Here is a 282-nt window from a genome sequence, read left to right on the forward strand (position 1 = left end):
AGGCGAATCCCGGGGCCGCCGCGCCGGAGCCCGCGCCGCCCGACACGGCGGAGGGCGGCGCGGGCACGCAGGACGTGGCCGCTCCTCCGCTCCCGGTCGCCGGCGAGGCCACGGCCCGAGCCTGTGACGAGGGCTCCGAGGCCGGGCGGGAAACGGCGCAGGCACGCCACAAACGCCCGCCTCTGTCACCGGTGCGACGCCATGGAGGCGCGATTCCGATTTGAATGGATCAAAAGTGAGATTTCGGCACTCTCGAACGCGCTTATAGTGTGCACAATGAAT

Annotated in this window: 1 protein-coding gene; it reads left to right on the forward strand. The window is 70.2% G+C overall.

Going from position 1 to position 282, the window contains the following annotated elements; all coding sequences use genetic code 11:
• Positions 1–224: hypothetical protein (locus WDW90_RS39115; RefSeq protein ID WP_336492998.1), on the forward strand; the 224-nt coding region annotated here is incomplete at its 5' end.
• Positions 225–282: the final 58 nt, after the last annotated feature.

This window comes from Methylobacterium nigriterrae, assembly GCF_037106235.1.
Lineage (GTDB): Bacteria > Pseudomonadota > Alphaproteobacteria > Rhizobiales > Beijerinckiaceae > Methylobacterium > Methylobacterium nigriterrae.